This is a genomic window from Streptomyces sp. NPDC059900 (assembly GCF_050270335.1).
GTDB lineage: Bacteria > Actinomycetota > Actinomycetes > Streptomycetales > Streptomycetaceae > Streptomyces.
Window position 1 is genome coordinate 1 of the sequence record NZ_JBNNJZ010000464.1, and the last position, 6558, is coordinate 6558.

Genomic DNA, 6558 nt, shown 5'->3' on the forward strand with positions numbered 1-6558 from the left:
TCGCCGAACTGCCCCGCAATGCCGGGGGCAAGGTCGTCAAGGGACAGTTGCGCGCGGACGACGAGCGCACCGCGGGCGGCCCCTGAGCCGCCCGCGTGCGCGGCCGTCGCCGGTCAGCCGGTCAGCGTCGCGGTCACCGGTGCGCGGCGGACCACGTCCACCAGCGAGCGGTCGGTGATCTTCAGGGCGGGCGAGACGGCCAGGGTCAGGGTCGACACGCTCATGAACGGGTTGAGGTGGTTCCAGCCCCAGACCTCCAGCGCCGTGCGCACCGCGGCGGCCTGGTCGGCGACGTCCCGGGCCGGGCGGGCGGACAGCACGCCGCCCACCGGCAGCGGCATGCGCGCCGCCACCGTGGTGCCCTGCGCGCCGCGCACGACGGCCACTCCTCCCCCGTCGGCGACGACCGTCGCGGCGGCCGCGGCCATCGCCGCACGGGAGGTGCCGATGGTCAGGAGGTTGTGGCTGTCGTGGGCGTAGGTGGAGGCCACGGCGCCCTCGCCAAGATCCCGGCCCAGCAGCGGGGCGAAGACGGCGCCGGGGCGTCCGTAGCGGTTGCGGACCCGCACCAGGGTGGTGCGTCCCTCCCAGTGCACCTCGCCGCCCGAGACCGGGAGTTCGACCTCGGCGGCCTCGGTGTAGGTGTCGCGCGGGTTGACGCGCATCGCGCGGAAGCGGTGCGTGCCGTCGGGCAGGTCCACGCGCCAGCAATAACCGTCCTCGTCCTGGGCTTCGACGTCCAGGCGGCTGTCCAGGGGCGGCACGGCCGGGGATTGCGGGGCGGGAGCATCCTGGACGGGGGCGCCGTCGCGGCCCACGATGCGGCCCCCGGCCAGCACCAGAGCGGGCTCGAAGGAGGCGAGGTCGCCGCGCAGCAGGACCAGGTCGGCGCGCTTGCCCGGCGAGACGACGCCGCGGTCGTACAGGCGCAGGCGCTGGGCCGGCGTCCAGGTCAGGGCCCTCAGGACAACGTGGGGCGGGAACCCGGCGGCCACGGCGACGCGCGCGATGTGATCCAGGTGGCCGCGCTCGACGATGTGGTCGGCCGCGAGGTCGTCGGTGACCAGGCACAGCGGCGGCAGTTGGGGCAGGGACAGCAGGGCGGCGGCCACCTCGGGGGTGAGGCACTTCTCCTGGAGCATCATCGTCATGCCCAGGCGCGCCTTCTCCAGGACCACCTCGGTGCGGTTCTTGGTGTGGTCGGAATCCACCCCGGTGGCCAGGTAGGCGCTCAGTTCCGCGCCGGTCAGGTTAGGGCAGTGGCCGTCGAGGATCGCCTCCTGCGCCCGGGCCACCGCGGTGATCTCGTGCATGCGGCGGTCGCCGGCGACGACGGCACGGTAGTCCATGACCTCGCCCAGGGCGATGACGCCCGGCCAGCCCAGCATCTCGGCGATGTCGTCGGCGGACAGCGCGGCACCGGCGTGCTCCAGGCCCTCCAGTGCGGGCACGCAGGAGGGCACGCCCCACAGCTGGGTCTGGGCGCTCTGCCGGCCCGCGTCGATCATCCAGCGCATGGCGTCCCGGCCGGCGACGTTGACGATCTCGTGCGGGTCGGCGAGGACCGTGGTGGTGCCGCGGGCCAGCGTCACGGCGGCGAACTCCTGGGGGGTCAGGAACGCGCTCTCGATGTGCATGTGGGCGTCCACGAAACCGGGGGCGATCAGCATGCCCGTCGCGTCGATCTCCCGGTCGGCCGCGGCCGGGGTGCCGGGCGGGAGCACCGCGGTGATCTGGTCGCCGCGCACCAAGACGTCCGCGGCGAACTCCTCACCGGTGAAGGTGGACATCACGCGCCCGCCGCTGATCCGGAGGTCGTGCTGCTCGCTCATGGGCTCGTGCTCCTTGGAAGGGTGTCGTCGCGCGCGGGCGGGCGAAGCCCGCCGGGGAAGGGAAGGGGTGGTGCCGGGCCGGGGGGGGTGCTCAGGGCACGAGGGTGTAGAAGTAGTAGCCCAGCGGGATCATGACGATCCACAACGGCCAGGGCACCTCGCGGATGCGGCCGCTGACGGTCTTGACCAGGACGTGGGCGGCCAGGCCGGTGGCGATGCCGGTGCCGAAGTTGCCGAAGAACAGCGTGGTGGCGACGGTCAGGGCGGCCGGGACGGCGTTCGTGGGGTCCTTGAAGTCGACGTTCTTCAGCGCGCCGAGCATGTTCAGGCCGATGAACATCAGCACGGGTGCGGTGGCTGCCGAGGGGATCAGGGTGGCGAAGGGGGTGACGAGCAGCAGCAGCGCGAAGCCGCAGGCGGCCCAGACCGAGGACAGGCCGGTCTTGCCGCCCGCGTCGGCGGCGGCCGAGGACTCCAGGTAGGCGGTCATCGAGGGGGCGCCCACCGCCGAACCGCCCATCACCGAGACGGAGTCGACCAGGAAGGGGCGGCGGGAGCCGGGGATGTTGCCGTCCTTGTCCAGCAGGCCGGCGCGTCCGGAGACGGCCAGGAGGGTGCCGGTCATGGAGAAGAACTCGGAGACGAAGAACGCGAAGATGTAGGGGAAGTACTCGGGCTTGAGGGCGCCGAGGATGTCGATGTGGAAGAGCAGGGGGCCGGGCGAGTCGGGGGCCGCGAAGAGGCTGTCGGGCACCTCGGTCACGCCCAGCGGCACGCCGGCGAGGGTGACGGCGGCGATGGTGATCAGGAAAGCGCCCGGCACCTTGCGCGCGGCCAGCGCGGTGAGCAGCAGCAGGCCGGCCAGGGCGAGCAGCGCCGGGGCCTTGGACAGGTCTCCGATGGCGAGCGCGGCCTTGTCGGCGTTGCCCACGACCAGGTCGGCGTCGCGGAAGCCGATCAGGGCGATGTAGAGGCCCAGGCCGCCGCTGATGGCGTACTTGAGGTTGATCGGCATGAGCCGGGTGACCAGGTCGCGGATGCCGAAGAGGGTCAGCAGCAGGAAGGCGACGCCGGACCAGAAGACCATGCCCAGCGCCGTGTCCCAGGGGACGTGGTCCTGTCCGACGATGGTGAACGCGATCAGGGCGACGCCGCCGAGTCCCGGCGCGACGACGAACGGCAGGTTGGCGATCAGGCCCATGGCCAGGGTCGCCAGGGCGATGGCGATGATGACGGCGGTCGTCGCGGCGCCGTGCGGCACCCCGGCCGAGGCCAGCTGGCCCGGGACCACGACGACGGCGTAGGCGGCGGCCATGAACATCGAGGCGCCGGCCACGAGTTCCGTGCGGTGGCTGCTGCCGCGATCGCGGACGCCGAAGAGCCGCTCGGTGCGCGAGGCGGGCGGCGCGGTGGCGGCGTCGGTCTGCTCGCCGGGCGGCGGAGCGGTGGTGGGCATGGGGACCTCGGCAGGTGGTGTGCGGGCGCGCTGCTGTCGGCGCGGTCAGGGTGCGGGCGCACGGGGAACCCGGCTTGGCCCGCTCTCTGCAACCGGTCTCTGAAACCGGTTGCAGAGACCGGTTGCGGGTATCATGGCACGGCATCAGGCGAAAGTGAACACGGACCCGCAACGGACCTTCGATCCCCGCGGGCCCACGAGGCAGGGGACGGCATTGGCGACACTCTTGGACGTGGCGCGCGCGGCAGGGGTCTCCAAGGCCACCGCCTCACGGGCCCTGCAACGCCCCGAACTGGTCGCCGAAAGCACACGACTGCGCGTACGGGAAGCCGCCGACCGGCTCGGCTTCCAGCCCAACGCCGCCGCCCGCGCACTGACCACGGGCCGCACCGGCCTCATCGGCCTGATCGTGCCGACCCTCTCCAACCCCTTCTTCGCACCCCTGGTGATGGGCGCCCAGCAGGCCGCCGAGGAGACCGAGAGCCACCTGCTCATCGCGGTCTCGGAGTACGACGCCCAGCGGGAGGACGCCCTCGCCGACCGGCTCTCCGAGCAGGCCGACGGCCTGATCATGGTGACGCCGGTCGGCACGGACACCGCACTGCGCGAGCGCTTCCGCCGCCGACCGCTGGTCCTGGTCGACCGCCAGGTGGGCCGCCTGCCCGCCGTGGTGGCCGACACCGCCACGGGCCTGACCGGCCTCCTGGACCACCTGCTGGCCCAGGGCCACCGCAACATCGCCTACGTCTCCGGCCCCGCGGACTCCTGGGCCGACGCCCAGCGCCGCACCGCCCTGACCGCACAGGCCTCGGCGGCCGGCGCCCGCGTCCGCGTCCTGGGGCCCCTGCCGCCCACCTTCGACGCCGGCATCGAGGCCGCACGCGCCCTGCCCGCCCACACCACGGCCGTCCTCGCCTACAACAGCTACCTGGCCCTGGGACTGCTGCACGGCCTGGGCACCGCCGGACGCCGCGTCCCCGACGACGTGAGCCTGGCCGCGGCCGACGACCTCAGCACGCTCAGCGCCACCACTCCCCCGGTGACCGCACTCGACGTGCCGCTCCAGGAAGCCGGAGCCCTGGCCGTCACCCGCCTGCACGAACTGCTCGACGGCCACCGCCGCACCGTCACCTCACGCCTGCCCGCCGCCCCCGTACTGCGTGCCTCGACGGCCCCGCCGCGCGGCCGGTAGGCACCCGCAGAACACCCCCGCGCGAGCGCACGAGACCGCCGACAGCCGCAAAGACACCCCAAGAACGCTGCGCACCCCTGTACACGGCGCCGCCGACGGGCAAAGATCCAGGTCCATGACCGACAGTGCGAACACACGTTCCTGGCCCGGCGGCCTCAAGGCCATCACCCTCTTCACCGAGGACCTGGCAGCCACCAAAGAGTTCTACCGGGACGTCTTCGGCCTGCCCGTGCACTGGGAGAACGACAACTCAGCGGTGTTCGAGTTCGGCGACACACTCATCAACCTCCTCGACAGCACAGCAGGGCCCGAACTGATCGAACCCGCCTCCGTCGCGGACCGCGAGGCCGGCTCCCGCCTGGTGTTTACGCTCGGCGTCCAGGACGTGGACGCGACGTGCGAACAGCTGGCGGCGCGGGGTGTCGAGCTCCTGAACGGCCCGGTGGACCGGCCCTGGGGCATCCGCACCGCTTCCTTCCGCGATCCGGGCGGCCACATCTGGGAGATCGCGACGTGACCGCGCCGACGTTCCGTGAGATCGCGGCGCCGCCGGCCCCGCACCCGCCGCTCAGTCGATGATCACCATCTCCTTCCAGCAGATCCCCAGGTCCTTGTGGATGTTCTGCCTGCTCTGGAAGCCCGCGGGAATGGCGGCGTTGGCGTCGAAGTAGAAGGCCATGACCAGCAGTTGGGCACCTTTGTGGGTCGCCTTCAGGTGGTACTGGAGCTTGTCCACGTCCGCCTCGATCTCCTTGACGAACGCAGGTTTGTTGTACTCGGTGGCGCGCAGGGTCTTCAGCTCGACGATGATCCGCTGGCCCGGCACCGCGCTGGAGGCATTGAGCATCAGGTCGGTGCGCTGCTTGCCGTCGAAGACCAACTGCTCCCGCCGCACGTCCAGCGTCGAGTCGTAGGCCCGCAGATTGCCCGCGAGCTCCGCCTGCAGCCAGCCCTCCCAGCCCCAGTCCAGGAGCTGGACGCGCTCGGCCCGCGCGCCGTTCTCGTACATCCAGGTGAAGACGAAGTCCCGGAACTGCGCAACCGTGATCGCCGGCATGGGGTCCCCCTCGGAGGTCGGTACGTGCCTTCCGTACGTGCCTTTTCAAGGGGTGTACTGCGACGCGCGAGGGTCGTCCATGGTCCGGACCGAAGCGGACCGGCCTCCGCCGCACCGGCACAGGCCCGACGGCCGGTCGCGCCCGCCCGCGATCAGTCGTCGAAGTAGGCCCTGGCCACGGCGTAGGTGTCCTCGTAGAGGTGGTAGCGGGTGATCCGACCCTCGCGGACCGTGGTGTGCAGGACGAACGCGGTATCGATGTCCCGGCCCGTCTTCTTCACCTCGGAGACCATCCGCCCGACGAGCACGACATCGTCGCCCTCGGCGATGATCTGGCGCAGGTCGAACTCCTTGGCCTGCACATGCGCCTGCAGCAGCTCGAAGAAGGTGCGCATGCCCTGCGCCGAGTCGACCTCCGGCACCCACGGAATGCCCGGCGGGTGCGGGATCGAGAACGACACCGAGTCGGCGAACAGCGCCGCCGCCTCGGCGCTCTTGCCCTCGGCAAGCAGCGGGAACAGGCGCTGCACGGTCTGTGTCGGTGACTCTGCACTCATGACACGACGCTACAGGCCCGCCTTGCGGCGCACGCCCGTTCCGTACGCATTCCCGTGCAGACTCCCAGGGGGCCGCCCGGCGCTGCTGCCTGCTGTGCCTGTGCCGTTACGGCCAGGGCAGCGCGTCCAGCAGCCACGCCAGCAGGGCGCCCACCGCTCCTGACACGGCCGCGGTGGCCATGGCGAGAACAAGGCGCGAACCGGCCTCTTCCTGAACGGAGCTCTTGCGGCTCGAACGTGTCATCGTAAAAGTCCTTTGACGAGATGGGCATGGTTGCCGGGTATATGCACTCTGCTCGGCGGACCGTGTGTTGCGGGGGTACGCACGCGTTGCGAGTCGTCCCAACGCCGTGCGCATCCGACGGGGGTGGACGTGGACGAACGGGTGGAACAGCCGGGCAGCGCGGCAGGCGACAGCCCCGCGCCGGTAGCGTGGGAGGCGGCGGACGGGAGTGTCCTGAAGC

7 protein-coding genes are annotated in these 6558 nt (G+C 71.8%); 2 read left to right on the plus strand and 5 right to left on the minus strand.

Translation table 11 applies throughout. The features are described 5' to 3' along the window. Positions 1-113: 113 nt before the first annotated feature. Both ACQKIP_RS36210 and ACQKIP_RS36215 read right to left on the minus strand, forming a co-directional pair. Complete coding sequence (locus tag ACQKIP_RS36210) at positions 114-1832, minus strand: adenine deaminase C-terminal domain-containing protein (RefSeq protein WP_365864890.1); 1719 nt, start codon at positions 1830-1832, stop codon at positions 114-116. A gap of 91 nt (positions 1833-1923) precedes the next feature. Continuing rightward, on the minus strand, positions 1924-3288 hold the full coding sequence (locus ACQKIP_RS36215) for an NCS2 family permease (RefSeq protein ID WP_365864888.1): 1365 nt from the start codon (positions 3286-3288) through the stop codon (positions 1924-1926). Between the two features lie 232 nt (positions 3289-3520). Between ACQKIP_RS36215 and ACQKIP_RS36220 the strand changes: the two genes are divergently transcribed. After that, positions 3521-4480, plus strand: coding sequence for a LacI family DNA-binding transcriptional regulator (locus ACQKIP_RS36220; protein ID WP_427745109.1), 960 nt, complete (start codon positions 3521-3523; stop codon positions 4478-4480). Between the two features lie 115 nt (positions 4481-4595). Beyond that, on the plus strand, positions 4596-4997 hold the full coding sequence (locus tag ACQKIP_RS36225; RefSeq protein WP_365864885.1) for a VOC family protein: 402 nt from the start codon (positions 4596-4598) through the stop codon (positions 4995-4997). 51 nt (positions 4998-5048) lie between these two features. Here the strand turns inward: ACQKIP_RS36225 and ACQKIP_RS36230 are convergent, their stop codons facing one another. The 3 genes from ACQKIP_RS36230 to ACQKIP_RS36240 all read right to left on the minus strand — a co-directional run bounded on the left by ACQKIP_RS36230 (position 5049) and on the right by ACQKIP_RS36240 (position 6338). Continuing rightward, on the minus strand, positions 5049-5537 hold the full coding sequence (locus ACQKIP_RS36230) for a hypothetical protein (protein WP_365864883.1): 489 nt from the start codon (positions 5535-5537) through the stop codon (positions 5049-5051). 152 nt (positions 5538-5689) lie between these two features. After that, positions 5690-6094, minus strand: coding sequence for a nuclear transport factor 2 family protein (locus ACQKIP_RS36235; RefSeq protein WP_365864881.1), 405 nt, complete (start codon positions 6092-6094; stop codon positions 5690-5692). A gap of 106 nt (positions 6095-6200) precedes the next feature. Further along, entirely contained in the window at positions 6201-6338 is a 138-nt protein-coding gene (locus ACQKIP_RS36240; RefSeq protein ID WP_365864880.1) for a hypothetical protein, read from the minus strand. Positions 6339-6558: the final 220 nt, after the last annotated feature.

Coding starts and splice junctions, on each gene's coding strand:
- ACQKIP_RS36210 (WP_365864890.1), bottom strand. CDS start 1,832: ATGAGCGAGCAGCACGACCTCCGGATCAGCGGCGGGCGCGTGATGTCC.
- ACQKIP_RS36215 (WP_365864888.1), bottom strand. CDS start 3,288: ATGCCCACCACCGCTCCGCCGCCCGGCGAGCAGACCGACGCCGCCACC.
- ACQKIP_RS36225 (WP_365864885.1), top strand. CDS start 4,596: ATGACCGACAGTGCGAACACACGTTCCTGGCCCGGCGGCCTCAAGGCC.
- ACQKIP_RS36230 (WP_365864883.1), bottom strand. CDS start 5,537: ATGCCGGCGATCACGGTTGCGCAGTTCCGGGACTTCGTCTTCACCTGG.
- ACQKIP_RS36235 (WP_365864881.1), bottom strand. CDS start 6,094: ATGAGTGCAGAGTCACCGACACAGACCGTGCAGCGCCTGTTCCCGCTG.
- ACQKIP_RS36240 (WP_365864880.1), bottom strand. CDS start 6,338: ATGACACGTTCGAGCCGCAAGAGCTCCGTTCAGGAAGAGGCCGGTTCG.